Source organism: Halolamina pelagica (genome assembly GCF_001307315.1).
In the GTDB taxonomy this organism is placed as follows: domain Archaea; phylum Halobacteriota; class Halobacteria; order Halobacteriales; family Haloferacaceae; genus Halolamina; species Halolamina pelagica_B.
Window position 1 is genome coordinate 1,421,600 of the sequence record NZ_LGUC01000001.1, and the last position, 23,160, is coordinate 1,444,759.

Below are 23,160 nucleotides of genomic sequence, written 5' to 3' on the forward strand. Positions count from 1 at the left end.
TCGGTCGGTCGGCGCCGCCGTTCGAACACAAGAACTTTGACGGTTCGTAATTAGATCTAATTAGACGATGAGCGAGTTCCCCGACTACTTGGACGTCGACTACACGGACGGTGAAGGCGAATCGCCGGAGGACTACCCGAGCCTCGAACACAAGATCGAGAAGGCCATCGAGGTCACGCGACAGGGGCTCGAGGAGTACGAGAACCCCGCGATCATGTGGACCGGCGGGAAGGACTCCACGCTCACGCTGTACTTCGTGAAGGAGGTCGCCGAGCGCCACGATCTCGAGGTGCCGCCGGCGGTGTTCCTCGACCACTACCAGCACTTCGACGAGCTGATGGACTTCGTCGACCACTGGGCCGAAGAGTGGGATCTCGACGTTCACTTCGCCCGCAACGAGGACGTGGGTGCCTACGTCGACGAGCACAACCTGACCCCCGGTGACGACATCGAGATCTCGGCGCTCAACGAGCAGAACCAGCACCACATCCGGAACATCCTCGAGTACGAGGAGGACACGTTCCCGTTCCTGCTGGACACGTACGTCGGCAACCACCTGCTGAAGACGGTGCCGCTCAACAACGCCATCGAGGAGCTGAACATCGACGGCATCATCTCCGGCGTCCGTTGGGACGAACAGGAGGCTCGCGCCGACGAGACGTTCTTCAGCCCGCGCCACGACCCCGACATCTACCCGCCCCACGACCGCATCCAGCCGATCCTGCAGTTCGACGAACGCGCGGTCTGGGACTGCTTCTGGCACTACGTCGTGCCCGACACCGTCGAGGGCTACCCCGAGGAGGGCTACGTCCCCGAGGACGCCGACGACCTGCCCAACGGGCTGACCCAGGACGACATCCCGGTGTCGCCGAAGTACTTCGCCGGCTTCCGCTCGCTCGGCTCGGAGGTCTCCACCGAGAAGAGCGAGGAGGAACCCGCCTGGCACCAGGACCTCGAGAACACCACCGAACGCGCCGGCCGCGCCCAGGACAAGGAGGACCTCATGGAGCGCCTCCGCGACCTGGGCTACATGTAACGCCCGGCGAGCCGCTCTTTGGACGGCTGTGATGCCGATCACGGCCGTCACTTCTGTTACACTCTTTCTTATCGGAATTTTTACGGTATATTTTTTACCATCTCAATTCAGGAACGGAACATGGAATCCAACAGTTCCAGCATGGCCGCGTACCTCGCGGAGCACCCGAAGATGGTTGGCGTGCTGTTCACGATGCTGGTGGTGCTGTCACAGGGCGCCGGCGTCGTGGCGGCCGGACAGGGAACTACTGTCGGTCCCTGAGCGTCGATAGATCGATCGAGTTCGTCCACCACAGTTCGCCGTCGACGACGATGGGGATCCGGTGGTCGCTCAACCGTTCCACCAGCCGTTCGTAGCTGACGGTGAACGTCGCCATCTCCCCCACAGCGAGATACTGCGTCCCGTTCTCTTCGATGTACGGCCGGGTCATCGAGCCGACGTTGAACGTCGCCGTCGGGTACTCGTGGTACGTGACGGTCACCTGGTCCGGGCCGCGCTCGTCGCAGGTGAGCAACAGCGGCGTACCGGAGTCCGACTGCGAGATCGTGACGCGCCCGTCGCCGACGACGACGTAGTTCTGCCGCGAGATCCGGATGCGGCGGATCACGTCGAGCGCGCCGTGGAAGTCGAACCCGGCGTCGAGCAGGTGGGCCAGATGCCGACCGGTCGTCGTCGCTTTCGCGTTGCTCACGCTGGTCAGCGTCGCCACCCCGCCGAAGGCGCCGGCGTCGACGAGCGCCTGGCCCTGCTCGTAGGAGCGACAGCCGTTGAGGAGGAACGCCTCGACGCCGGTCTCAGAGAGCGTCCGCAGGTCGAGATAGCCGTCGGCACACTGGACACCCTCGTCTTCGACGTGGCCGACGTAGTGGAGGAAGCTCGTCTCCGTCTCCAGCACGGACCGGAGCTCTCGCTTGGTCAGGTCGTGGTGACTCCGCACGTCGAAGGTGAGCATGTCGAAGAATCCGTACAGCTCCTCGTCGACCTCCTCGAGCATCGCTTCGTCGTTACAGACGAGCGTGACGGTCGTCGTGCTGTCGTCGGCTGGCTGGCGGTCGAGCCGCCGCCGGTAGGCGTCGACCGTCGGCTTCGAGGCGCCCATCGGGAACTGTTCGCCCACCCAGATGTGGCCGTACGTGTCCGTCTCGACCGGGGAGCGGACCGAGTCGGCCGCCGCATGGGCGTTCTGGGTCGACCGACGCCCGCGGCGCTCGGCCCGCGCGTCGTCGGCTCGGAAGAACTCCTCGAGTTCGTCGGGCTCCGCCGCCGACGTGGACTGTTCCGCGAGCGGCGTCGGGGACCGAACGATCGCGAGGTCGTCGGCGACGAACGGCAGGATCGCCGCGTTCTGGGCTGCCGGCGTCACGTCCGCGGTCAGGTGCCAGTCGAGGAGATCCTCGGTCGCCTCCCGCGGCACCGAGAGGTACGCGGCGGTCCGGCGGTCGATCGGGAGGTCGTACCACCGTTCGGGCTCGATCGTCGTTCGGTCTGCCAGCGCCGCCCGCTCCTGGAGCGACACCGGGTAGAGCCCCGCCGTCCGGGCGACACAGTCGAGCAGGAAGCAGTGTCGTAGCGTGGCGGCGGCTGCCTCCCCCAGATCGCCGCGGAGGAGCGTCGTCTCGTCGGCAGCGACGAGCCGCGGCGTGCCGGCCCCGGTGCGGACGGCGGCACCGAGGTAGTACGAAAGCGGGGCGACGCTGAACACGCTCGCGTAGTCGTGGGGCACCTGGATCTCGATGCCCGTCGCCGGCCGTTCGAAGCCGCCGGCGTCGAACGTGTCGCCGAACTCGAGCAGGGGCGGATGGCCGCGGAGCGTGGGGAACGAGCGCTCCGGCGACGTCGTTTTGAGCGCCGAGGCGAACAGCGAGATCCCGCGAGCGACGCCGGCCGGCGTCTCCGGGACGGTGATGGTGCCCGCGGGGCGCCGATGGAGCGAGCGCGCCCCGACGAGCACTGTCGACGGGGCGTCGAAGCTGATCCGCGTGCCGGCTTCCGCGGTGCTGATCGTCGCCGGCGGCTCGATCCGGAGGTAGAGCTTCATCGGCGTGTTCGTCGCCTCGACGAACGTCGGTTCCGTTACGGACTGCTCCTGCCCCGCCACCGCCCGGCGCGCGCTGCCGTCTGCGTCCCGGAGGTGGTAGTCGACTACCGTCGGCAAGGAGAGACGATCAGTCCGGATCCGGACCGCGTCGTCGACGGGGGTGGGGAACTGATCGGTGCTCGCCCGTGCCGGGGAGACACCGGCGGTGTCGACGACGTACTCGACCTCCTCGAGCGTATCGACGATGCGGAGGCCGCGGTCGGCGCTTTCGAACTCGATCACGGTTCACCGAGCGCTACCCAGCCCGTGGCACCGCGGCCCGGGAGATGCCAGCGTTGTTCGGGGCCAGTCCCGGCGCGGCGAAGCTCCAGCCGGGCGTCGAACACGGGTTCGAGCTCGGCGACGGCGTCGGTGTCCGGCGCTCGTGGTAGGTGGTAGTGCCCGATCCCGCGCACTCGACGGACCACACTCGTCAGGCGGTCGGTGAGCGTCCGAACGGCGCCGACCCCGTGGGCTTCGAGCAGCGTCTCGAGCGAGTAGACGCCCACGCGGAGCACGGCGGGCGGCGGCGTCTCCGCGGGCTCCCACTCGCGGATCTCGGCGTCGATCCGGCGGAGGACGGTGGTTTCGGGGCGACTCGGTTCGGTCGGGGTGTCGGCGACCGTGGCCCCCCTGAGTTCGCGCTCGTCGACCAGCGCCACCTCGTCGTCGTCGGGCGCGTACGCGCCCGGGAACCACGCCGCGTCGTCGACGCCACTGTCGGTCAGCGCGAGCACGCGGTAGCGGTCTTCGTCGGGATGGCCCAGCAGGCGCCGCGTCGCTCGGCGGGAGACGGCCTCCGGAACGTCGCCGATCACGAGCACCTGCGCCCCGCGGCGTTTGAGCTCCTGGAACGTCCGGCGGACGTTCCCACCGCCGCGGTACGTCGTCACGGGCCGGCTCATGGCCCAAGATGGCGGCTCAGGCATGAAAAACTTCGTGATGGTCGAGGTGGACCCGTCCCCGAACCGGAGACGGTATGGCCACGGACCGACTGGTCGCCCCCATGACCTGGGTGAGCCTATTCTCGGGCGGGAAAGACTCCGCGTGGGCGCTGTATCGCGCCCAGCAGGAGGGACTGGACGTCGGGCGGCTACTCACTGTCCACCCGACGGGTGACTCGTACATGTACCACACGCCCGCGACCCACCTCGCGGGCCTCGCCGCCGAGAGCATCGGTATCCCGCTCGTCGAGGTGGAACCCGATTCGTTCGGCGCCCACGACGTCGTCGACGCCGGCGCACAGGGCGACGCCGAGCTCGAACCGCTGGAGGCCGAACTGCGCCGACTGGCCGAGGAGCCGGGGTTCGATCTCACTGGCGTCACCGCCGGTGCGGTGGAGAGCGAGTACCAGACGTCCCGGATCGAGGGGCTCTGTGACCGGCTCGGTATCGATCTGTTCGCGCCGCTCTGGCAGCGCGATCCGGGGACGCTCGCCGAGGAGATGCTCGACGCGGGCTTCGAGATCACGATCGTGCAGGTCGCCGCCGCGGGGCTCGACGAGTCCTGGCTCGGCCGGACGCTCGACGCGGACGCGTTGGCGGAACTCCGGCGCCTCAACGAGGAGTACGGCGTCCACGTACTGGGCGAAGGCGGTGAGTTCGAGACGTTCGTCGTCGACGGCCCGCATATGGCCCGGCGGATCGAGTTGGAGCTGGCCACCGAGTGGGAGGGAACCCGCGGCCACGTCGTCGTCGAGGACGCCCGACTCGAGTGAGCGACGGCCTGCGGAGCTGAGTTGACAACCTGGTAGCGGTGGTGAAACGGCCGAACACCGTGGTTTTGGCCGTTGGGTTTATTTATGCGTGCTCAGAGTGCAAACCTGACTCGGTGAAAGGTAACACATGACACAATCACGCACCAACCCCGAGCACGTAGGCGTAACGGATCGGTCCGCACAGTACCGGAGCCTTTCCTCGACACGGAGCGGTGGAGGTGAGGCGGATGGGTGACCCCGGCGCGTTGGTACTGCCCCTGCAGAGCTCCGAGTTCGGGGCACTCTCGCTGCTGCCGCCGCTTTTGGCCATCTTCCTCGCGATGATCACCCGGCGGGCGATCATCTCGCTGTTCCTCGGGATCTGGTCCGGGGCGGTGATCTACACCGGCGGCCACGGGGTCGTGACGACGCTGACGTGGACCGCCGAGTCGATCGGTGCCAGCCTGTTCAACGCGAAGATCCTGATGATCGTGATGTTCCTGGGTGCCGGCGTCGCGATGATCTGGCGGCTGGGCGGGGCGCTGGCGATCGCCAACGCCGCCACGTCCCGGCTCGACTCCCAGCGCAAAGTCGGGCTCGCGACCTGGATCTTCGGCATGCTGTGGTTCTTCGGGGACTACTCCAACACCGCCATCGTCGGCACGACGATGCGGGATATGGCCGACGAGATGCGGATGTCCCGCGAGAAGCTCTCCTACATCATCGACTCCACCGCCGCGCCGGTGGCGACGTTCGGCATCTCCAGCTGGGTCGTCTACCAGCTGAGTATGATCGACCAGGGGTACGAGTCCGCAGGGATCACGGGGGAGGCGCCGGGGTCGTTCACGGTGTTCCTCCAGAGCATCCCGTTCAACATGTACTGCATCTTCGCGGTCGTGATGGTCGGGATCATCGTGCTCACCCAGCGTGACTTCGGCGAGATGCTCGACGCCGAACACCGCTCCTGGAAGGAGGGGAAGGTGCTCCGGGAGGACGCGACGCCGATGCAGAGCGCCGAGGAAAGCCTGGGCGACGTGGTGACCGACGCGCCCAGCCTTCGGTTCTTCCTCATCCCCGTCGGCTCGCTGATCACCGTCGTCTTCGTCGGCGCCGCCTTCACGGGCGTCACCGGCGCGGGCGAGGGCGCCTCGTTCATCGAGATCGTCGACAACGCCGCGTTCGTCGACGCGCTGCTGTGGGGCTCGTTCACCATGGTGGCGATGGGGATCATCTCCGGCACCATCGCCGGCCTGATGGATTTAGAGGAGGCGATGGACACGGTGATCGACGGGTTCGGCATGATGTTGACCGCCGCCTCGATCCTGATCATGGCCTGGACCATCGGGAGCGTCACCACGGTGCTCGGCACCGGGACGTACGTGACCAACGTGGCGCAGTCGTTCATCAGCCCCACGCTGTTGCCCGTGGTGATCCTGCTCGCCGCGGCGCTGATCGCGTTCTCGACCGGGACCTCGTGGGGGACGATGGCGATCGTGACGCCGATCGCGATCCCCCTGGCCTGGAACATCGGCGGCACGACGCCGGAACTGCTGCCGGTCGCCGTCGGGACGGTGTTCAGCGGCGCCATCTTCGGCGACCACTGCTCGCCGATCTCGGACACGACGATCCTCTCCTCGACGTTCACGGGCGCGGACCACATCGATCACGTCCGGACCCAGATCTACTACGCGATGACGGTGATCAGCGTCGCGCTGGTGATGCTGTTGGTCTGGGGGGCGACCCGGATCACGCCGCTGGTGCTCCTCCCGATCGGCGTGGGGACGCTGTACGCGGTCGTCTACGCGCTCTCGGAGTGGGACGCCAGGAGGAAGGGTGTCGAACCGAAGGCGTCGACGACCGACAAGCGAGTGGTGCCGTCGGATGACTAATCCGCGGCAGAAGGCAGTCGCGGATTTGTGACGACTACTCCGCGGCGACGGTCAGTCGCGGGCCGGTGACAGCAGTATCCGGGGCCACGCCCGGGTCCGGTTTTTACTGCTCTTCGCCCTGATACAGCGGCGAATCGGTGTCGGTACAGCCGGGGCGCCCGCAGACCCCCGCCTCGTTGCCGGCGCGCTGGACCCCGGCAGCGAGTTGGGGCAGCTCCCACGTCGGGTCGTGGCCCGTCTCGACGCGGTGCTCCTCGACGGCCTCGCGGGCCGCCCCCAGCGAGTCGAACGTCTCGCGCAGGTCACAGGCCGGGCAGGTGACGATCGTCCGGTTCTCGCTCATAGCCAGCGTAGCGCCCGGACGCACTTACCGCTCCCGGTGGTCGCGTGACGACGAGCGCCGAACCACCCGTGGCTTCGGAACGAGGCAGGTGAAAACGGGGGCGAGGCGTCGATTCCCCGTCGCTACTCCCGGTCAGCGATCTCGGAGTGGGCGCCGACCAGCGCACCCGAGAGGTCCAGCCCCGCCACGTGACTCTGGGTGTCGACGATCGATTCCCGGAGCGTGGAGTCGACGACGGTCGCGTCCTCGAACACGATGCTCCGGTCGAGTTCGCTGCCCTCGACGGTCGCACCGGACATCACGTGGACGTTCTCGCCCAGTTCGGCGTCGACGGTCGCGTCGTCGGCGATCATGTTCTCGCCGTCGAGCTTCCAGGCGACCGCTTCGAGGTAGCTCTCCGGCGTGCCGATGTCGAACCACGCGCCGTCGAAGGTGAACGCGTGGACGGCCTCCCGTGACTGGAGCCACTGGATGAACCACCCGGGCTCGTCGGGGTTGTTCTCGCCGGCGAGGTACGTGTCGAACTCCGGCAGGGTCTCCTCGGGGAACGCGTAGCAGGCGATGGAGACCAACGTGCTCTTGGGCTCCTCGGGCTTCTCCTGGAAGTCGACGATGCGGTCGCCGTCCAGATCGACCAGGCCGTAGGCGGCGGCTTTCTTCTTCGAGCCAACGTCGTAGGCGGCGATACAGGGGGTGCCCTTGGCTTCGAAGAAGTCGCCGAAGTCGGCGAGGTCGAAGGAGATGAGGTTGTCGCCGGCGACGACGAGCAGGTCGTCGTCGATGTGTTCGCGGTCGATCAGCTGAGCAAGCGCGCCGACGACGCCGAACTTCTCGTCCTCGTCGACGGTCTCCTCGACGGAGACGACGGGTTTCTCGAACTCGCTGTCGGAAATGTACTCTCGGAAGTCGTCGGCGAAGCGCTCGTTGGTGGAGACGTACACCTCGTCGACGCGGTCGTCGGCCTCCAGATCCGCGAACACGTCGTCGATAACCGTTCCCTCGCCGACGGGGAGGAACATCTTCGGTCGATTGCGGGTGATCGGCCAGAGTCGCGTGGCGTACCCGCCCGCGAGGACGATTGCCTTCATGCCGCCGTGGTCGGGGGGCAGGCGGTAAACCCTTTTTCCATTTCGCTGCACACGAAGCGGAAAGGCGTTTGTTGCTGTCCGTCTATGGAGCCGTATGGAGGAAGCGACCACCCGCCAGCGCATCGTCGACGCGCTCCGCGAGGCGCCGGCGACGCCGCGGGAGCTCTCGAAACGCCTCGGCGTGCCGACCAACGTCGTCTACGACCACGTCCGCCACGTCGCGAAGTCGCTGGATACCGCCGACGAGCAGCTGTTGGTCGCGCCGCCGACGTGCAAGGACTGTGGCTTCTCAGGGTTCGACGATCCGCTCGCGGCACCCAGTCGGTGTCCGGAGTGCAAGTGCGAGCGACTGACGGAGCCGGAACTGGTGATCGAGTCCGCCTAACCCCAAGCTGGCCCCAGGGCTGCACTTCGCGACGGTAAGGCTTTCCCGCACTCACCCACAGCAGACAGTATGGTCACCCGGCTGGTGCTGGGCTGTGGCGCGGTCGGCTTCGACCTCCTCAAACGGCTCCCTGACGGGGGGACGACGGTCGTCACCGACGACGAACCTCGCGCCGAGAGCCTCCGCGAGGCCAACATCGCCGCCGTCGACGGCGACCCGACCGACCCGCGGGCCCACGCGCCTGACGCCGACATCGTTCTCGTCGCCAGCGACGACCCCGAGCGAAACCGAGCGGTCGCCGTGGCCGCTCGCGAGACGTTCCCCGACGCGATGCTGATCGCCTACGCCGGCGAGGCCGCACGCCCCGAAACCGTCGACGCGATTCGGTCAGTCGCCGACCGCGTCATCGACCCGACGGCGGCGCTGGCCGACCGGGTGCTCGACCGCACGGTCGGCTTCGAGAGCGACCGCGCGCGTGGCCTGCGTCGGGCGCTGCTCGACGCCGAGGAGCCGCTCGCCGTCGTCACCCACGACAACCCCGACCCCGACGCCATCGCGAGCGCCGTCGCCCTCTGTCAGCTGGCCGAACGGGTCGGCGTCGACGCCGAAGCCTGCTACCACGGCGAGATCAGCCACCAGGAGAACCGCGCCCTCGTGAACCTGCTCGATCTGTCGCTCGTCAGGCTCGACCCCGGCGACATCGAGGCGTACGGCGGCGTCGCGCTGGTCGATCACTCCCGGCCGGGCGTCAACGACAGCCTCCCCGAGGACACCGAGATCGACATCGTCGTCGACCACCACCCGCCACGAGGGGCCGTCGGCGGGGAGTTCGTCGACCTGCGCAGCGGCGTCGGCGCCACGAGCACGCTGCTGACGGAGTACCTCGACCGGTTCGACGTGTCGCCGGGCACGACGACGGCGACGGCGCTTTTGTACGGGATCCGGATCGACACCAAGGAGTTCACCCGCGAGGCGTCGAAGGCCGACTTCGCGGCCGCGGCGTCGCTGGTTCCGCACGTCGACGCCGACACGCTCTCGCGGATCGAGACGCCCAGCCTCTCCATCGAGACGGTGTCGGTGCTGGCGGCGGCGATCGAGAACCGCACCGTCCGGGAGCGCGCGCTGTCGACGTGTGCCGGGGAGATCCGCGACCGCGACGCGCTGGCGCAGGCTGCCGAACGCCTGCTGGACATGGAGGGCGTCAACATCACGGTCGTCTTCGGCTTCATGGACGAGATGATCTACGTCTCGGGGCGGGCGCGTGGCTCCGACCTCGATCTCGGGGAGACGCTGCGGGACGCCTTCGGCGCCATCGGCGACGCCGGCGGCCACGCCGACATGGCCGGCGCCCAGATCCCGCTGGGAATCCTCGGCGCGGCTGGGCCGGATCGAAACGGCTCGCTGACGGAGATCGTCAGGGATGTCGTCAACGAGCGCTTCTTCGACGCGCTCTCGGACGCGCCGGACGCCCCCTCGATCGAGCAGAGTCTGGAGTACGACTACGCCCACGAGGGGCAGCCTCGATCGCGCTCCCCTCCGACGACACCGGCCAGGACTCGGCGGCCGGCGACGCTGTCGACCCCGAGGACGTCGACCCGGACGACGCCTGAGCCTGTCCCTTTTTCGTCGCCGGGGTCCAACCAGGGGTAATGAGTGCCAAAGCACGGGTCAAGGAGTACATGACCCGCGAGGTGGCGACGGTCGACGCCGACGACACGGTCGCCGACGTGGCCCGCCGGATCGCCGAAAGCGACCACAACGGGTTCCCGGTGACGGACGGGCGCAAAGTCGAGGGGTTCGTCTCCGCGCGGGACCTGCTGTTGGCCGACGAGAACGCCCCGATCTTCACCGTGATGGTCGAGGACATCGTCGTGGCCCACCCCGAGATGGACGTGATCGACGCCGCACGCGTCATCCTGCGGTCGGGGATCCAGAAGCTCCCGGTCGTCGACGACGCGGGGAACCTGACGGGGATCATCTCGAACACCGACGTGGTGCGGAGCCAGATCGAGCGCGCCACCCCCGAGAAGGTGGGCGAACTGATGGAGACGCTCCAACACATCCACGACGTGGCGGTTCGGGAGGAGCGTCGCCGCGTCCGCCTCGACAACCTCGTCCCCACACAGGACCGCGTGTACGCCGACGAACTCGAAGGCCGGCGGTACGAACTCGAACATGGGCTCGCCGAACCGCTGGTCGTCATCGCCAACGCGACCGGCGAGAAGGAACTACTCCTGCTGACCGACGGCCACCACCGCGCGCTCGCCGCCGACCGGCTGGGAATCGAGGAGATGGACGCCTACGTCATCGTCGTCGAGGCCGACGAGCCCGTGACGTTGGGGATGGAGAACACCGCACGGAACGAGGGGCTCTCCTCGATCGACGACGTGGCGGTCGTCGACTACGCCCGCCACCCGCTGATCGAGACCACCAAACGCCTGCAGTAGTCACTCCGCCGGCGCGCGCTGGACCGCTCTGGGGCGGTCCCGGTGTTGTGGCACGCGACCGCACGGCGTTCTCTTCAGCCGCCGGAACCCTTTTCTTTCCACCGTGGCTCCCGAACGTTAATGTCCGCCGGATCCACGGTCACGGACCGACTCGAACAGTCGGAATACATCGGTGAGAACCGGTGTCTGCCATGTACGGTGCTCAACGTCGCGCTCGCAGTCGTGCTGGCGGCCGTCGCCGCCGTCGTCGCCACGCCGTTGGTGGGCGTCGCGGTGCTGTTCGTCTCGCTGTCGGCGATCTACTTCCGGGGGTATCTTGTTCCCGGGACGCCCGAACTCACGAAGCGGTACCTCCCGGACCGCGTGCGCCGCAGGTTCGGGAAGGCGCCGGCGCTCCCCGACCCCGGCGAGACAGTCGACGTGGAGGCGTACCTGCTCGATGCCGGCGTCCTGGTGGACCCGCCGGCGGGCGACGATCTCGAACTCGCCGATCGAGCCGCCACCGAGTGGCGCGAGCGGATCGACGCGGCACGCGAGGATCCTGCCGCGGCCGCCGGCGACGTGCTCGCCCTCGACGACCCGGGCGTCGAGAGCCGCGACGGCGCGACGGTCGTGACCGACGGCGGCCTCGCTGCGGCGGACTGGCCCTCGCAGGCGGCGCTACTCGCCGATCTCGGCGCGGTCGACGTGCTGGCCGCCCGCGACCCCGAGTGGGCGACCCGGGACCGCGAGGAACAGGGGCGGGTCCTCGCCGGCATGCGGCTGTTCGTGGCGCACTGTCCGGACTGCGGGGCGGCGCCGGAGCTCGGCGAGGAGACTGTCGAGTCCTGCTGCCGGCGTGCACAGGTGTACACGTACGCGTGCCCGGACTGCGGCGCGCGCCTGCTGGAGATCGAGCAGTAGTCGCCGGGGCCGGCAGCTATTCGTTCTCGCCGCCGTATACCCGGGCATGACCGACACCGAAGCGTTCGAGCGTCGCGTCCGCGGGGCGAAACGGCGACTCGACGATCGCGGCGACGACGCGCTCGTCCTGTTCCCAAGCCAGAACCTCCAGTACCTCACTGGCTTCGCCGAGGAGCCGGGGGAACGACACCTACTGCTGTTCGTGCCCGCCGCGGGCGAGCCCGTCTTCTTCGTGCCCGAACTGTACGGCGAGCAGATCAGCCAGGAGTCGTGGGTCGGCGACGTGCGGACGTGGGGTGACGCCGACGACCCCGTCCCGCGGATCGCCGACATCGCCGCCGAACTCGGCCTCGGCGGCGGCCACCTCCTCGTCGACGACACGATGTGGGCGCTGTTCACGCAGGACCTCCGGACGGCGCTCCCCGAGGCAACGTTCGGGCTCGCGAGCGAGGTCCTGAGCGAACTCCGCATCCGGAAAGACGACGCCGAACTCGACGCCATGGCCCGTGCGGCGGCCGTCGCCGACGAGACCGTCCGCGATCTGCGGGCGATGGGCGCGGACGCGATCGGCCTGACGGAGGCCGAACTCGCCGCGGAGATCCAGACCCGCCTCGAACAGCACGGCGGCACGGGCGTCTCCTTCGACACCATCGTCGGCTCGGGGCCGAACGGCGCGAAACCCCACCATCACCACGGCGACCGCGATATTCGGCCGGGAGAGCCGGTCGTGCTCGACTTCGGCACTCGCGTGGACGGCTACCCCTCGGATCAGACCCGGACGCTGGTGTTCGGCGGTGAGCCCAGTGAGCAGGTCCGGGAGGTCCACGACGTGGTTCGAGAGGCCGAACAGGCCGGCGTCGACGCCGTCGAGCCGGGCGTCACAGCCGAGTCCGTCGACGCCGCCGCTCGCGAGGTGATCGAGGCGGCCGGGTACGGCGAGCAGTTCATCCACCGCACGGGTCACGGGGTGGGTCTCGACGTGCACGAGGCGCCGTACATCGTCGAGGGGAACGAGCGCGAACTCGAACCGGGGATGGTGTTCAGCGTCGAACCGGGGGTCTATCTCCCGGGGGAGTTCGGCGTCCGGATCGAGGACTTGGTGGTCGTCACCGAGGACGGCTGCCGGCGGCTGAACGACACGGACCGGGGCTGGCGCTGCTGACCTCCGTCAGATGAGGTCGTCCGGCTCGTGCTCGGCGGCCATGCGCTTCGCTTCGCTGGCGTACTGCTCGCGTTTTTCCGCATTGGTCTCGCCGAGGTTCCGCGGGTCGGCGTCGATGCCCGCGGTGGTGTCGCGGTGGTCGCCGAACGAGGTGAGCGCTCGCTCCTTCCGGAGGTAGCGCTCGCCGTCGGGCGTCGCGTACACGAGGATCACGATGTTCTGCTCGTCGTCGGAGTACGTCCGCTCGACGAGCCAGACACGGGCGGTGTCGTCAGTACTGTCGGTCATAGGCGAAACGACGGTCGGGGTGGAGAAAACTGTTCAGGGCGTCCAGGGGGTGGATCACCGCACCGTCACTCCTCGTCGATCGCCCGGCGGGGCACGATCGTCGGCCCCTCGGGCCCGAAGCCGACCTCGGCCTCGACGCCGAACACCGCCTCCAGCAGGTCCGGCGTCACCACCTCGTCGGGCGGCCCCCACTCGTAGGGGGTGCCGTCCCGGAGCGCGATGAGGTTGTCCGCGAAGCGTGCCGCCTGCCCGATGTCGTGGAGGACGACACAGACCGTGACGCCGCGCTCCTGGTTGAGCGCTTTGGCGGCGTTGAGAACCCGAAGCTGGTGGTGGAGGTCGAGATGGTTCGTCGGCTCGTCGAGCAGCAGCGCGTCGGTCTCCTGGGCGAACACCATCGCGAGCCAGGCCAACTGGCGTTGGCCCCCGAGAGGTCGCCGACGTTTCGGTCGGCGAGGTGGTCGATCCCCACACGGTCGATCGCGCGGTCGATCGCGGCCTCGTCGCTCTCGCTGAGCCCCTCGAAGAAGCCGCGGTGGGGGTAGCGACCGTAGGTGACGAGCTCCCGGACGGAGGTGGAGTCGGGGGCAGTGTTCTCCTGGGAGAGCAGCCCGAGCCGGGTGGCGAGCTCGCTCGTGCTGTACTCGGCGACGCGCCGCCCGTCGAACCGGACGCTTCCGCGGTCGGGTTCGAGTTCGGCGTCCATCGCCTTCAGCAGCGTCGACTTCCCGCTGCCGTTCGGGCCGACGAGCGCCGTCACCTCGCCCGCGGGGACGACCAGCTTGTCCGTCTCGACGACCGGGTCGCCGTCGCCGTAGGAAAGCGCCACGTCCTCGACGCTGAGTTCGGGCGGCTCGTCGTCGCCGTCGGTCGGCGTCGACGCCGCAGCCGCCGTCTCGCGTTCCGTGGTGCCGGCCGCACCGATGCCGAACAGGCTCATAGTTCACCCAGCGCGTCCTGTCGACGCATCAGATAGAGGAAGTACGGCCCGCCGATGAGTCCGGTGAGGATCCCGACGGGGAGCTGTGTGGGCGAGAGCGCCAGCCGCGCGCCCACGTCCGCCACCGCGACGAGCGCGGGCCCGGCGAAGGCCGAGCCGACGACTAGCCGCTTGTAGTCCGAGCCGACCAACTGCCGGACCATGTGGGGAACGATCAAGCCGACGAAGCCGACGATGCCGGCGACGGCGATGGCCGTTCCTGCTGCCAGCACCGCGACCCCCGAGAGCGCGAAGCGAACGCGCTCGACGCTCATCCCCAGCGAGCGCGCAGTCCGCTCGCCGAGCAGCAGGACGTTCAGTTGCCGCGCACCGATCAGCGTCAGCGGTACAGTCACCAGCGTCCACGGGAGTGCCATCCGGACCTGTTCCCAGTCGACGCCGGTCAGCGAGCCGGTGGTCCAGGCGATCGCGGTCTGGACGACGCCGAGGTCGTCCGCGAAGAAAAACAGCGCCGTCTGGAGGGAGCCGAACACGGTGGAGACGATGACGCCAGCGAGCACCAGCCGCACCGGGGTGGTGCCGCCCTTCCAGGCGATGGCGTACACCAGCGCGAACGCGACCGCCCCGCCGCCGGCGGCGATCAGCGGCAGCATGAACGCGAGTTCCGCGAACACGATCAGCGTGAGCAGGATCGCCAGCCCTGCGCCGGAGGAGACGCCCAGGATGTAGGGCGAGGCGAGCTCGTTCCGCGTGACCGCCTGGAACACCGCGCCGGAGACGGCGAGGTTGGCGCCGACGAGCACGGCGACGAGCACCCGCGGCATCCGGATTCGCCAGACGATCAGCGTCTCCTTGGGTAGGTCGACTTCGTGGGTCGACAGCCCGAGCATGCGTGCGGCCTCCGTGCCGAGCCCATCGCCGAGGAACAGCCGCAACAGCACCTGCGGGTTCGTCCAGACGACCGGGTCGAACACGGCGCCCCAGGCCGCCGAAAGCGACATGGTGAACGTGCCGAAGCTCACTTGGACGAGTCCTGAGATCAGTACGACGGCAAAGCTCCCCAGACAGACCGTCAACAGCGGCGTGTCGACCCACGAGATCGCGTCCCGGAACCTGGGGGACGCGGTACCTGTCTCACCGGCCATGGTCTGTCGCTCCGTACATACGTTTTAGGCCGACCTAAGGAGTGAAAACCGTGTCGGTGTCGACAGCGGGCCGTGAGCCGGTGACATCCTGTGGAAAGCCACGGCAGCCGACGATACGCGCCCGGGTTGTCGACGCCACTGGGCGACGCTGCCGGCGCAGGGCGTGTTCGCCCGCGCTACTCGGTGATGATCGACGCCAGCTCGTCGCGGTCGAACAGCTCCCCGGAGAAGCTCTCCGGGAAGTAGCCCGTCGCGAAGCGCTCGACCAGGAACAGGTGGTGCAGCGGGCCCGGGTAGATCGGGCCGCCGCGGAACACCATGTCGTTCTGGACGGCGGTGAGCTCGCTCGCCACGTCGTCGTTCTTCATGAACTCCAGCACGGTGTTCTCGAACTCCTCGCGGCTCTTGCCCTCGTGGCCGCGCAGGAGGATCGAGTCGGGGTCGACCTCGAGCATCGTCTCGTAGTCGATGGTGCCCCGCTCGGACTCGGAGAGCCCCTCGATACCCGTGTCCGACAGGGCGTCGCCGATGCCGAGGTCGCGGAACGCCTTTTTGTTCGACCCTTTGTCGGTGAGCCGGTAGGGGTAGAACTCCTCGGGCTCGTTGCTCGCCCCGAAACAGAGCAGCGCGTTGGGTCGGCTGTCCGCGGAGGGAAGGTTCGTCTGTACCTCGGCGATGTACTCGTCGTGGAACGACTGCAGCGACTCGAACGTCTCGGTCTCTCCGTACACCGTCGCGACCTTCTCGAAGGCCTCGTACAGCGTGTAGTAGCGGTAGTCGTGCCACTTGTCGGTTCGCCGGAAGATCGCGTTGCCGAAGAACGGGGCGACGCCCTCGCTGATCTCGGTGATGTCCTCCTCGGCCAGCTTGAACGCGCCGTTGTGGATCAGCCACTGCGGGTCGATCATGTGGAGGTCGCTTTCCAGCTCGTAGAACACCTCCTTGCTGATGCCCGCGTCGCCGACCAGCGCGGTCATCGATTCCTTGTCGACGCTCACGCCGTCGAGCTCGTCGTAGTGGCCCGTGTGGTAGCGCGAGGGCAGCCCCATGCTGTTGATGCTGTCGCCGTGACCCAGCGCGACCGCCATGTCGCCGTAGTCGGGGAAGTAGTGGGCGACCGACTCCGGCACCGTATCCAGAGTCACGTCGCCGGCCGGGGCCATGGAGACCGTGTAGCTCGTGTCGGTCGGCGCCGCCGTCCCGCCGTCGGTCGCCGTCGCGCTCTCCGTCGGCGTCCCGTCGCCGCCGGCACAACCCGCCAGCCCGCCGGCCAGCGCTGCACCAGTCAACCCAAGGAAGCGTCGTCGATCGTGTGTCACATGATTTTGGGGAGCCTAAACGAGCTTAAGTCCTTCGAAGTTTAGGCCCACCAAAAGACTTGCTCGTGTGAACGTTTTCCACCGTCCGTCACTCGGTCACGTCGACGGCTTCGGCCGCGGCGATCGTCCGGAGTCGCTCGGGATCGATCTCCCACATCGACGTTGGCGTCCCGGCGGCTGCCCAGACCGTCTCGCGGGAGGACAGCGCCGGATCGAACAGCGTCTCCAGGTCGGTCTCGTGACAGATCGGCGGGACGCCGCCGATAGCCCAGCCGGTCGCCTCGCGCACCTGCTCCGGATCGGCCATCGAGACGGCGTCGGCCTCGACCTCGGCCCACGCGGCGAGGGCGCTCTCGCTCACGCGGTTGCTGCCGGCGGTGAGACAGAGCACCGGCTCGCCCCCACGTCGAACACCAAACTGTTCACGACCTGATCGATGCGGCAGTCGACTGCGTCGGCGGCGTCGGCGGCCGTCGGCGTCCCCTCTTCGGGAAACTCGACCGGCTCGATCGCCAGCCCGTAGCGCTCCTCCGCGAGATCGACGAACTCGGCGACGCGTGCGTGCACACCCGTAGCTGGCACCCCGGGGGTATCTGTCTGGCGGGGAGCCCGTCGATAGATTCATTATCGTGTGTATTGTTAACCATCAACATGGTTCGACCGGCGGACAACACGACCGACCGACGGCTGAGCGCGCTCGAACACGCCTGCCGGGGCGTCGTCGGCGACCGACTGCGGAGTGTCAGCGTGGACGGCCCGGACCACAGCGGCACGCTCTACCGCCGCAGCGACCTCGATCCGGGGGCCGACGGCCCAGTTCACGAGGCCATGGTCGAGGGAGCCTCCTGCCAGTCGCCCGTGTTGGCGGACGGCGGCCGTACTGTCTGCACGTTCGAGAACGGCTACGTCACCAGGATCCGTGTCGGTGACACCGACGTCGTCGCCACGACAGACGGGATCAAGATGGATCGCGATACGGAGCTCTCAGCGGCGGTGCGTGGCGTTCTCCGCGAGTAAAAGGAAGCGTGTCGCCGGTCAGGCGAACAGCGCCGTCGCGGCTTCCTGCGCCGTCTCGATCACCGGCCCGAAGCCGGGGAGCAGCAGCACGGTGCCGATCAGCGCGATCGCCAGCGCGGCGTACAGCGCGGTCGGCGCCGATCCGAGATCGTGTTCGCCCTCCTCGAACCACAGCGCCCGCACGACGCGGGAGTAGTAGAACAGCGAGAGCGAACTGTTGATCACGGCGATCACGACCAGCCACCAGAGGCCGGCCTCGACGGCGCCCGCGAACAGGAACAGCTTCGAGAAGAAGCCGCCCAGCGGCGGGACGCCCGCCAGCGAGAACAGGAACGCCGTCATCGCCACCGCGGCGAACGGCTTCTCGGCGCCCAGTCCGTTGTAGTCCTCGAACCGGCGGCCGACGCCCCAGTTCTCCGCCAGCGCCACGAACAGGAACGCGCCCGTGTTCATGAAGCCGTAGACGAACAGGTGCGCCATCGCGGCGCCCATCACGTCGCCGTTGGTGCTCGCCCCGCCGAGAGCGCGGCGAGGCCGATCAGCACGTAGCCGGCGTGCCCGATCGAGGAGTACGCCAGCATCCGCTTGACGTTCTCCTGGGTGGCGGCGGCGAAGTTACCGAGCACCATCGTCGCCACCGCGAGCACCTGGAACAGCAGCGCCCAGTCGATCCCGGCGTTGGCCGCGGGCCCGAGCGGGAACCCGACGACGAACACGCGGAACGCGAGCGCGAAGCCGGCCGCCTTCGACGCCGAGGAGAGGAACGCCGAGACGGGCGCGGGCGCCCCCTCGTACGCCTCCGGCGCCCAGAAGTGGAACGGCACGGCGGCGGCCTTGAACGCGACCCCGCCGGCGACCATCAGCACGCCGACGCCGGCGATGCCGACGCGGTCACCGAGCCCGGACTCGAACGCCGCCGCCACGTCGGGCAGCAGCAGCGAGCCCGTGGCGCCGTAGATCAGCGAGACGCCGAAGACGAAGATCGCCGAGGAGAGCGCGCCGATCAGGAAGTACTTCAGACCGGCCTCGCTGCTCCCGCGATCGTTCTTGAGGAACGCCACCAGCGCGTACGAGGGCAGGCTGACCAGCTCCAGCGCGACGAAGGCGGTCGCCAGCGAGTTCGCACTCGCCATCAGCGACATCCCCGTCGCCGCCAGCAGCATCAGGCCGAACAGTTCGCCCTGGTTGTTCTTGCCGGCGAAGTAGTCGAACGACGCTAGCGACACCAGGATCGTCACCGCGGCGAACAGCGCGGTGAAGAACAGCGACATGCCGTCGACGACGACCGCGTCCGCGTACAGCGAGACGCCGTCAGTCGCCAGTCCGGTGCCGGCGGTGAGGAACCAGCCCGCGGCGCCCAGCGACGCCAGCGACCCGATCACGGAGATGCCCGTGAGGACGCTCCCGTCGGTCGAGTCGGGCCAGACGCTGTCGTAGGTCAACACCGCAAGCGCCGTGAGCCCCAGCAGGAAGGTCGGGGTGAGCGGCGGTGCCGTCACCATCAGGCACCACCTCCGACCAGCGGGGCGATCGCGTTCAGGATCATGTCGAAGAACAGGTCAGGGGCGACGCCGAGCGCGATCACTGCCAGCAGCAGTACCGCGAGCGGCGCCACGTCGTGGAACGGGGCGGCGCCGACCTCGTAGTCGGCGTCGAGCTCGAACGGCCCGAACAGGGTCCGCTGCATCGCGAGCAGCAGGTAGCCCGCCACGATGACGATGCCGAACATCGCCGCCGCGGTGAACAGCGGCGCGCTCGGGATCACTGTCGAGTGGAACGAGCCGACGAAGATGAAGTACTCCCCGGCGAAGCCGGCCATCAGGGGCAGCCCCATGTAGCCGAACGCGCCGGCGACGAAGATGCCCACCGTCACGGGCATCCGGTCGGCCAGCCCGGACATGTCGCCCACCATCCGCGTGTGGGTCGTGTTGTAGATGACGCCGACGGCCATGAACATCAGCCCGGAGATCAGACCGTGGGCGATCATCTGGAACGTCGCGCCCGCGACGCCGAACTCGGTGTAGGCGATCAGGCCCAGCAGCACGTACCCCATCGACGACACGGAGGAGTACGCGACGATGCGCTTGAGGTCCTCCTGTGCCAGCGCGAGGATCGCGCCGTAGATCACCGAGAACGCGCCGAGGGCGGCGATCAGGACCGCCAGATCCGACGCGATGTCGGGCAGCATGGTGAAGTTGAACCGCAGCATCGCGTACGTCCCCATCTTCAGCAGCACCCCCGCCAGCATCACCGACGCCGGCGTGGGCGCCTCGACGTGGGCGTCCGGCAGCCACGTGTGCAGCGGTGCCACCGGGACCTTCACCGCGAACCCGACGAACATCGCGAGGAACGCGACCAGCTTCAGCGTCCCCGGAGCGAGCCCCATGAACGAGCTCACGTTACCGCCAGCGTTGAGCGCCATCGCGACCTCCGGCAGCGCCAGCGTGTCGATGCTGTCGCCGAGGCCGCCGAAGGTGAGCGCGACGAAGCCCACGAACATCAGGAGGCTCGCCACGTTCGTGTAGACGAAGAACTTGATCGCCGCGTACTTCCGGCGCGGGCCGCCCCAGACGCCGATCAGGAAGTACATCGGCACCAGCGTCGCCTCCCAGAAGACGAACCAGACGAAGAAGTCAAGCGCGGTGAACATCCCCAGGAGGTTCGCCTCCATCAACAGCATCAGCCCGTAGAACTGCGACTGGCGGTCGTCGATCGGCGTCCACGCGCTCACGATCGCGAGCGTGGTGAGGAACGCCGTCAGCACCACCAGCGGCAGGCTGATGCCGTCGACGCCGGTGAACCACTGCACCTGATAGCCCGACAGCGTCAGCAGATCGAACTGCGTCTCGAAGGATAGCGTCCCGCCCGTGAGGGCGTTGCCGCTCCCGTCGAACTGTGTCCACATCCAGAGCGTCCCCACCAGGGGGACGAGGCTCAGCGCCGCGCCGACGCGGTTCGCGACCTCGTCAGGCACGAGGAGCGTGAGCAGCGCGGCGACGAACGTGAAGCCGATAAGCGTCTCGATGATCATCTCAGAACCACCCTCCGTAGATCGCAAAGCCGACGAGTAGCACGGTCAGCCCGATCGTGAGCATCGCGGCGTAGTGGGTTACGAGCCCGTCCTGGATCCGCTTGATCCGGGAGCCGCCGAACAGGCTCACGCTGGAGACGCCGTTGACCACGCCGTCGACGACCGCCTGATCGAACACGTCGGCGGCCTTCGACAGCGGGAGCACGACGCCCTCCGCGAGCCAGACCTGATACTCGTCCTGGTAGTAGTTGTTGTACAGCACGTCCTTGATACTCCCCAGCTTGTCGGTGTGGGGGTCGGGGTCGGCGCCGCCGTAGAGCGCGTACGCCGCGCCGGCGCCGAACAGTGCAAGCGCCAGCGAGAGCAGTCCCACGAGGTACGACGGCAGCTCCGCCGCCGCCATGCCGGCGCCGTAGTCGGCGAACAGCAGGTGGTGGTAGTGCTCGCCGCCGGTGCCGAGCGCCGCGGGCCAGCCGCCCTCGCTCGGTCCGTAGAGCCACTGATGCAGGAAGTCGATGTGCATGCCCGTCAGGTCCTTGACCGGGACCATGTTGACGAACCCGACGGTCGTCGCCAGGATCCCCAGGACCACCAGCGGGAGCTTCACGTTCCAGCCGGGCTCCGTCGCCTCCCGAGCCGTCTCGGTCCGGGGCTCACCGTGGAAGGTGAGCATCACCATGCGGAACGTGTAGAAGCCGGTGAACAGCACCGCGATCAGGCCCATCCCGTAGGCCACCAGCAGCGCGGTGCCGAGCCCGCTCGTCGTGCCGAGCCCGTGGACGAGCGCCTCGTACAGCACCTCGTCCTTGGACCAGAAGCCGGCGAAGGGGACGATGCCCGCGAGCGCGAGCGAGCCCGCGAGGAACGTGTAGTAGGTCACGGGCATCCGGTCTTTCAGGCCGCCCATGTCCCACATGTCCTCGTTGTGGTGCATCGCGATGATGACCGACCCGGCGCCGAGGAACAGCAGCGCCTTGAAGAACGCGTGCGTGAGCAGGTGGAACGTTCCGGCGACGTAGCCGCCGGCACCGAGCCCCAGCATGATGTAGCCGTACTGGGAGATGGTGGAGTACGCGAGCACCTGCTTAATCTCCTTTTTGACCAGCCCCATCGTCGCCGCGAACAGGGCGGTGAACGCGCCGACGAGGGCGATGACCGCCATCGCCGTCGGCGAGACCGCGTAGAACCCGTACATCCGCGCGACGAGGTAGACGCCGGCCGCCACCATCGTCGCCGCGTGGATCAGCGCCGAGACGGGGGTCGGACCCTCCATCGCGTCGGGCAGCCACGTGTGCAGCGGGAACTGGGCGGACTTGCCGATCACGCCACCCAGCACCAGCAGGCCGACGACGGTGAACCACGCCGCCGGCTCGAGGCCGAGGAACGTGTTCACCGTCGCCTCGCCCTGGATCGCCTGCTCGGCCAGATGCGGGAACGAGTGATCGCCCGCGAACTTCGCCGTCCCGAACGTCGCGAAGACGGCGACGACGCCGATCAGGAAGAAGTAGTCACCGAAGCGGGTGACCAGGAACGCTTTCTTCGCCGCGCTGGGCGGGCCGGCCTGGCGGAACCAGAAGCCGATCAGCAGGTACGAGCAGAGCCCGACCAGTTCGAAGAACATGAACGCCATCAGGAGGTTGTCGGCGACGACGAACCCCAGCATGGAGGCGGTGAACAGGCCGAGCCCGGCGTAGTACCGGGGAGGCCCGTCTCGCCCTCGTCGTTCATGTAGCCAAGTGAGAACACGTGGACGAGCAGCGCGACCAGCGAGACGATGAGCAGCATCATCGCCGACAGCGGGTCGAGCAGCAGCCCGAACGTCAGTTCGAGCGGTTCGCTCAGGCTCCCGGTGGCTTCCGCCCCCGCAGCCCACGTGTAGATCGTCTCGTTGTACGTCTCGCCACCGCTGACGGTGAGGAACACCCATGCGGAGAGCAGCAGCGAGCCGGCAGTGGCCGCGATCCCCGGGAGTGCGCCGCCCTTGGGCAGCAGGTCCCGCCCGGAGAGGGCGACCCCGACCGCGAGACAGAACGAGAGGAACGGTAGCAGTACGATCGCCGGTGCGTAGTCGAATGCTCCTACCATCTTACCACCTCATCGACTGCGGGACAGTCACGTCGACGTCCTTGAAGTTGCGGTACAGTACGAGGATGATGCCGATGCCGACAGCGACTTCAGCGGCTGCGAGCCCCATCACGAACAGGCTCATCACCTGTCCGGTGAGGTTGCCCCACTGGAGACTGAACGCCACGAAGTTGATGTTCGCGGCGTTGAGCATCAGCTCGACCGACATCAGGAACAGCAGCGCGTTCTCGCGAGTCAACAGGCCGTAGAGGCCGATGGAGAACACGGCCGCCGACAGCACGAGGTAGTACTCGACGGGGACCATCAGTT

21 protein-coding genes and 3 pseudogenes are annotated in these 23,160 nt (G+C 68.1%); 10 read left to right on the forward strand and 14 right to left on the reverse strand.

The genetic code is table 11. The annotated features are described in order from the left end of the window. Positions 1–67 precede the first annotated feature (67 nt). Both SY89_RS07490 and SY89_RS17195 read left to right on the forward strand, forming a co-directional pair. Positions 68–1,036 (forward strand): phosphoadenosine phosphosulfate reductase family protein, encoded by a 969-nt coding sequence (locus SY89_RS07490; protein ID WP_054583738.1) that lies wholly within the window; start codon positions 68–70, stop codon positions 1,034–1,036. Positions 1,037–1,156: 120 nt separating this feature from the next. Then, complete coding sequence (locus tag SY89_RS17195; protein WP_189319130.1) at positions 1,157–1,297, forward strand: DUF7503 family protein; 141 nt, start codon at positions 1,157–1,159, stop codon at positions 1,295–1,297. Here the strand turns inward: SY89_RS17195 and SY89_RS07495 are convergent. Next, a complete protein-coding gene (locus SY89_RS07495) occupies positions 1,281–3,356 on the reverse strand; it encodes a hypothetical protein (RefSeq protein WP_054583739.1) in 2,076 nt (691 codons plus the stop codon). The genes SY89_RS17195 and SY89_RS07495 overlap by 17 nt on opposite strands. Then, a complete protein-coding gene (locus tag SY89_RS07500) occupies positions 3,353–4,018 on the reverse strand; it encodes a DUF7504 family protein (RefSeq protein ID WP_054583740.1) in 666 nt (221 codons plus the stop codon). Before SY89_RS07500 ends, SY89_RS07495 begins: the two co-directional genes overlap by 4 nt. A gap of 101 nt (positions 4,019–4,119) precedes the next feature. On the opposite strand from SY89_RS07500, the gene SY89_RS07505 reads away from it, so the two are divergent. Further along, on the forward strand, positions 4,120–4,830 hold the full coding sequence (locus tag SY89_RS07505; protein ID WP_054584687.1) for a diphthine--ammonia ligase: 711 nt from the start codon (positions 4,120–4,122) through the stop codon (positions 4,828–4,830). 227 nt (positions 4,831–5,057) lie between these two features. After that, on the forward strand, positions 5,058–6,698 hold the full coding sequence (locus SY89_RS07510) for a Na+/H+ antiporter NhaC family protein (protein WP_054583741.1): 1,641 nt from the start codon (positions 5,058–5,060) through the stop codon (positions 6,696–6,698). Between the two features lie 103 nt (positions 6,699–6,801). Here SY89_RS07510 and SY89_RS07515 read toward each other — a convergent pair whose 3' ends face one another. Together SY89_RS07515 and SY89_RS07520 are read right to left on the reverse strand one after the other, a co-directional pair. Next, on the reverse strand, positions 6,802–7,041 hold the full coding sequence (locus SY89_RS07515) for a DUF7542 family protein (RefSeq protein WP_054583742.1): 240 nt from the start codon (positions 7,039–7,041) through the stop codon (positions 6,802–6,804). 122 nt (positions 7,042–7,163) lie between these two features. Beyond that, complete coding sequence (locus tag SY89_RS07520; protein WP_054583743.1) at positions 7,164–8,129, reverse strand: nucleotidyltransferase family protein; 966 nt, start codon at positions 8,127–8,129, stop codon at positions 7,164–7,166. Between the two features lie 94 nt (positions 8,130–8,223). Between SY89_RS07520 and SY89_RS07525 the strand changes: the two genes are divergently transcribed. The 5 genes from SY89_RS07525 to SY89_RS07545 all read left to right on the forward strand — a co-directional run bounded on the left by SY89_RS07525 (position 8,224) and on the right by SY89_RS07545 (position 13,026). Then, positions 8,224–8,514, forward strand: coding sequence for a transcriptional regulator (locus SY89_RS07525; RefSeq protein ID WP_054583744.1), 291 nt, complete (start codon positions 8,224–8,226; stop codon positions 8,512–8,514). Between the two features lie 69 nt (positions 8,515–8,583). After that, positions 8,584–10,164: a DHH family phosphoesterase gene (locus SY89_RS07530; RefSeq protein WP_080506631.1), complete on the forward strand. Its 1,581-nt coding sequence runs from the start codon at positions 8,584–8,586 to the stop codon at positions 10,162–10,164. Continuing rightward, complete coding sequence (locus SY89_RS07535) at positions 10,164–10,961, forward strand: CBS domain-containing ParB/RepB/Spo0J family partition protein (RefSeq protein WP_054583745.1); 798 nt, start codon at positions 10,164–10,166, stop codon at positions 10,959–10,961. The genes SY89_RS07530 and SY89_RS07535 overlap by 1 nt, the downstream gene beginning before the upstream one ends. A 120-nt stretch (positions 10,962–11,081) precedes the next feature. Next, on the forward strand, positions 11,082–11,864 hold the full coding sequence (locus tag SY89_RS07540; RefSeq protein WP_054583746.1) for a hypothetical protein: 783 nt from the start codon (positions 11,082–11,084) through the stop codon (positions 11,862–11,864). A 46-nt stretch (positions 11,865–11,910) separates the two neighbouring features. Beyond that, complete coding sequence (locus SY89_RS07545; RefSeq protein WP_054583747.1) at positions 11,911–13,026, forward strand: M24 family metallopeptidase; 1,116 nt, start codon at positions 11,911–11,913, stop codon at positions 13,024–13,026. 6 nt (positions 13,027–13,032) lie between these two features. On the opposite strand, the gene SY89_RS07550 is transcribed toward SY89_RS07545, so the two are convergent. The 6 genes and pseudogenes from SY89_RS07550 to SY89_RS18260 all read right to left on the reverse strand — a co-directional run bounded on the left by SY89_RS07550 (position 13,033) and on the right by SY89_RS18260 (position 17,285). Beyond that, on the reverse strand, positions 13,033–13,314 hold the full coding sequence (locus SY89_RS07550; protein WP_054583748.1) for a hypothetical protein: 282 nt from the start codon (positions 13,312–13,314) through the stop codon (positions 13,033–13,035). Between the two features lie 65 nt (positions 13,315–13,379). Then, positions 13,380–14,254 (reverse strand): annotated as a pseudogene (locus SY89_RS07555) (ABC transporter ATP-binding protein). Beyond that, the gene (locus SY89_RS07560; protein ID WP_054583749.1) at positions 14,251–15,399 is read right to left on the reverse strand and encodes a FecCD family ABC transporter permease; all 1,149 of its coding nucleotides are present in this window, start codon (positions 15,397–15,399) and stop codon (positions 14,251–14,253) included. The pseudogene SY89_RS07555 and the gene SY89_RS07560 overlap by 4 nt, the downstream one beginning before the upstream one ends. A gap of 176 nt (positions 15,400–15,575) precedes the next feature. Further along, a complete protein-coding gene (locus SY89_RS07565; protein ID WP_239685540.1) occupies positions 15,576–16,688 on the reverse strand; it encodes an ABC transporter substrate-binding protein in 1,113 nt (370 codons plus the stop codon). A 118-nt stretch (positions 16,689–16,806) separates the two neighbouring features. Then, positions 16,807–17,109, reverse strand: coding sequence for a YbaK/EbsC family protein (locus tag SY89_RS18255; protein ID WP_239685541.1), 303 nt, complete (start codon positions 17,107–17,109; stop codon positions 16,807–16,809). Next, entirely contained in the window at positions 17,076–17,285 is a 210-nt protein-coding gene (locus tag SY89_RS18260) for a YbaK/EbsC family protein (protein ID WP_239685542.1), read from the reverse strand. The genes SY89_RS18255 and SY89_RS18260 overlap by 34 nt, the downstream gene beginning before the upstream one ends. An 84-nt stretch (positions 17,286–17,369) precedes the next feature. Here SY89_RS18260 and SY89_RS07575 point away from each other — a divergent pair, with 84 nt between their 5' ends. Further along, positions 17,370–17,735: a DUF7522 family protein gene (locus SY89_RS07575; RefSeq protein WP_054583751.1), complete on the forward strand. Its 366-nt coding sequence runs from the start codon at positions 17,370–17,372 to the stop codon at positions 17,733–17,735. 18 nt (positions 17,736–17,753) lie between these two features. On the opposite strand, the pseudogene SY89_RS07580 reads toward SY89_RS07575, so the two are convergent. The 4 genes and pseudogenes from SY89_RS07580 to nuoK form a co-directional block, all read right to left on the reverse strand. Continuing rightward, positions 17,754–19,237, reverse strand: a pseudogene (locus SY89_RS07580) (NADH-quinone oxidoreductase subunit N). After that, on the reverse strand, positions 19,237–20,766 hold the full coding sequence (locus SY89_RS07585) for a complex I subunit 4 family protein (RefSeq protein ID WP_054583752.1): 1,530 nt from the start codon (positions 20,764–20,766) through the stop codon (positions 19,237–19,239). Before SY89_RS07585 ends, SY89_RS07580 begins: the two are co-directional and overlap by 1 nt. Position 20,767: 1 nt before the next feature. After that, positions 20,768–22,851, reverse strand: a pseudogene (gene nuoL, locus SY89_RS07590) (NADH-quinone oxidoreductase subunit L). Position 22,852: 1 nt separating this feature from the next. Continuing rightward, positions 22,853–23,155 carry an NADH-quinone oxidoreductase subunit NuoK gene (gene nuoK / locus SY89_RS07595; protein ID WP_049981727.1) on the reverse strand — a complete coding sequence of 101 codons (303 nt, stop codon included), beginning with the start codon at positions 23,153–23,155 and terminating at the stop codon, positions 22,853–22,855. Positions 23,156–23,160 lie beyond the last annotated feature (5 nt).

Excerpts from the sequence above, each read along its gene's own strand:
- SY89_RS07585 (WP_054583752.1), bottom strand. The coding sequence starts at position 20,766 with ATGATCATCGAGACGCTTATCGGCTTCACGTTCGTCGCCGCGCTGCTC.
- SY89_RS07515 (WP_054583742.1), bottom strand. The coding sequence starts at position 7,041 with ATGAGCGAGAACCGGACGATCGTCACCTGCCCGGCCTGTGACCTGCGC.
- nuoK (WP_049981727.1), bottom strand. The coding sequence starts at position 23,155 with ATGGTCCCCGTCGAGTACTACCTCGTGCTGTCGGCGGCCGTGTTCTCC.
- SY89_RS07505 (WP_054584687.1), top strand. The coding sequence starts at position 4,120 with ATGACCTGGGTGAGCCTATTCTCGGGCGGGAAAGACTCCGCGTGGGCG.
- SY89_RS07560 (WP_054583749.1), bottom strand. The coding sequence starts at position 15,399 with ATGGCCGGTGAGACAGGTACCGCGTCCCCCAGGTTCCGGGACGCGATC.
- SY89_RS07575 (WP_054583751.1), top strand. The coding sequence starts at position 17,370 with ATGGTTCGACCGGCGGACAACACGACCGACCGACGGCTGAGCGCGCTC.
- SY89_RS07550 (WP_054583748.1), bottom strand. The coding sequence starts at position 13,314 with ATGACCGACAGTACTGACGACACCGCCCGTGTCTGGCTCGTCGAGCGG.
- SY89_RS07530 (WP_080506631.1), top strand. The coding sequence starts at position 8,584 with ATGGTCACCCGGCTGGTGCTGGGCTGTGGCGCGGTCGGCTTCGACCTC.
- SY89_RS07490 (WP_054583738.1), top strand. The coding sequence starts at position 68 with ATGAGCGAGTTCCCCGACTACTTGGACGTCGACTACACGGACGGTGAA.
- SY89_RS07535 (WP_054583745.1), top strand. The coding sequence starts at position 10,164 with ATGAGTGCCAAAGCACGGGTCAAGGAGTACATGACCCGCGAGGTGGCG.
- SY89_RS07545 (WP_054583747.1), top strand. The coding sequence starts at position 11,911 with ATGACCGACACCGAAGCGTTCGAGCGTCGCGTCCGCGGGGCGAAACGG.
- SY89_RS07520 (WP_054583743.1), bottom strand. The coding sequence starts at position 8,129 with ATGAAGGCAATCGTCCTCGCGGGCGGGTACGCCACGCGACTCTGGCCG.
- SY89_RS07525 (WP_054583744.1), top strand. The coding sequence starts at position 8,224 with ATGGAGGAAGCGACCACCCGCCAGCGCATCGTCGACGCGCTCCGCGAG.
- SY89_RS17195 (WP_189319130.1), top strand. The coding sequence starts at position 1,157 with ATGGAATCCAACAGTTCCAGCATGGCCGCGTACCTCGCGGAGCACCCG.
- SY89_RS07510 (WP_054583741.1), top strand. The coding sequence starts at position 5,058 with ATGGGTGACCCCGGCGCGTTGGTACTGCCCCTGCAGAGCTCCGAGTTC.
- SY89_RS07500 (WP_054583740.1), bottom strand. The coding sequence starts at position 4,018 with ATGAGCCGGCCCGTGACGACGTACCGCGGCGGTGGGAACGTCCGCCGG.
- SY89_RS07540 (WP_054583746.1), top strand. The coding sequence starts at position 11,082 with ATGTCCGCCGGATCCACGGTCACGGACCGACTCGAACAGTCGGAATAC.